The sequence below is a fragment of the Paraburkholderia bryophila genome (assembly GCF_003269035.1).
GTDB classification, from domain to species: Bacteria; Pseudomonadota; Gammaproteobacteria; order Burkholderiales; family Burkholderiaceae; genus Paraburkholderia; species Paraburkholderia bryophila.
The window spans coordinates 1-1,829 of sequence record NZ_QLTK01000076.1 but is presented as its reverse complement, the minus strand read 5'-3'; the positions used below and the strand labels follow the sequence as shown (position 1 = coordinate 1,829).

Sequence of the window (1,829 nt, the reverse complement as noted above, 5' to 3'; positions counted from 1 at the left end):
ATCTTCACCTTCTATGAATCGCTTCATCCGGTCACCCATGCTGAATGAGTTAATCCAGTTTAGGCGATCAGCGCGTTTTCACACAAGCTCGACCCATAAAAGACTTTCGGCTTTCTCGCAAACGGACGGTCACGGACAGCAACTCTGATCGTTCAGTCGAGAACTTGCGATCTTGACCTGCCGCTCATTTCGGTTGGACGATTCTTTCGTATTGTGCGCTATCGGCCTCATCTTTTGTCCAGCCCTCACCGGCGCCCACCCATGTTCTCTCGCATCTCATCGAATCGGGAAGCGCAAGTGGATCCCTCCCGTTGAGAAAGCAGAGATTGGTAGATACCGACGCAGGATTGATGGGCCGGCCCGACGCATCGTTCTTGCCTAGAAACGCTTGCACCTGGAGATCAATCTCAGCCTCACCGTCCAATCTCTGAGGCGGTACGACCCGTCTATCATCGACACTGACATCGAATTCCATCCCGGGAAGATCTCTGCCGGGCCAATGGTCCAGAATTGACACGACAGCCTTTTGACCCGCCCCGAGATCACACTCGAAGGGATGTTTTGAATATTGCTGGATGAATTTCCTCAGTTCGTATATCCCCTGCCTTGCCAGCGGTGCAGCTTGCGAGCATCCCACGTCGCACACATTCCACGTAATGAATGTGCTGACCTCAAGCCGGTTGATAGCGCCCATACACTGGATTCGAATGAAACTGTAGGGGGCATCTGCCCAAGCGCCCTGCGAGAGGAAAATTAGCCCAGCCAGTACGAAGGTCGCTCGCAAAACAACTCGCAACAGTTTGTAATCGGACATACCCCCCCTGATTCATCGACTGCCAGATTGTCAACGATACATGCCTATACGTCGACTGGCCGGTTCTGGCCGAACTGAGCCCGATGGTGGCCGGCACAGTTCAGTGAAAATTGCTTTTTGGATGAAAAACCAAGGCGAAAAGCTCTCGTGCTCGCGCCTCGGTGATTCCCCCATGAAAGTCGATCGATAACGGATGGTCACTCTCCGCAAGTTCGACAAGTGGCCTGTCTGTCCCTGCCTGGGGAAAAGTGCGTGCTTTGAGCCCTTCGACCGATGGATAGCCGGGAAGTTGATTTGCTAGCCAACTGAAATATGGTCCCCCAGGATCACCCGACGCAAGCTTGGCCTCATAATCTTTGAAGTTGTGCTCGCTAAGGGAAACCCATATTCCCCATAAAAACGGTTCGGCAGCGCCGATTATCGGAATTTCCAGGCATGCCCGCGCGAAGAAATATCGACTATCGATAACACAAAGGTCTTCATTCCACCATGCCCGTGCCTCTCTGTCGGCCTCCGCAATATCCAGTAAATAACCCGGAACTTTGAAGCCAATGCTTGGCTCGCCCTCATGCCATTCCGAGCAGTACGAGCACTGGAAGCTCAATAGACCCATTTGACGTCTCGCCGTTTCCGTGGTGTGGGGCGATATTGTCGCCAATTCTGGGAGCCACGTCGAACGTCCCTTCCTGGCCGATCACTGCCTCATGCAACCGGCATGGAACTGCCCGAATCTCAAACCGCCGCGATCGGCAGCACGCGACCCAGGCTGTGTGGAAACCCGAGGAGATTGCAATGCGACGCATGATTGCTGACCGCCGCAGTGCGTTTGGTTGCCTTTGCGGCCATCAATGGGACGACGAGACTGCGAGCCTCTCCAACGCGTTCCAGACGAGTTTATGGCTTTTTTCAGGGCCTAAAGGGGTTCTCACGCACCCACCAGCCGCATCGCCTTCATTGTCTTTTTAAAGCCCAGGATTCTCAGCACTCGCGTGAGATTGTAGGCGAGTACGTTCAA

General features: G+C 53.9%; 2 protein-coding genes. Both read right to left on the bottom strand.

Features of this window, described 5'->3' with window-relative positions; genetic code table 11:
- Positions 1-184: 184 nt before the first annotated feature.
- Positions 185-814 carry a hypothetical protein gene (locus BX591_RS35805; protein WP_111936011.1) on the bottom strand — a complete coding sequence of 210 codons (630 nt, stop codon included), beginning with the start codon at positions 812-814 and terminating at the stop codon, positions 185-187.
- Between the two features lie 100 nt (positions 815-914).
- Positions 915-1,427: a DUF2199 domain-containing protein gene (locus tag BX591_RS35800; RefSeq protein ID WP_111936010.1), complete on the bottom strand. Its 513-nt coding sequence runs from the start codon at positions 1,425-1,427 to the stop codon at positions 915-917.
- Between the last annotated feature and the right edge of the window lie 402 nt (positions 1,428-1,829).

What these genes read in the sequence shown, in the direction of transcription:
- BX591_RS35800 (WP_111936010.1), bottom strand. Translation starts at nt 1,427, where the DNA reads ATGGGTCTATTGAGCTTCCAGTGCTCGTACTGCTCGGAATGGCATGAG.
- BX591_RS35805 (WP_111936011.1), bottom strand. Translation starts at nt 814, where the DNA reads ATGTCCGATTACAAACTGTTGCGAGTTGTTTTGCGAGCGACCTTCGTA.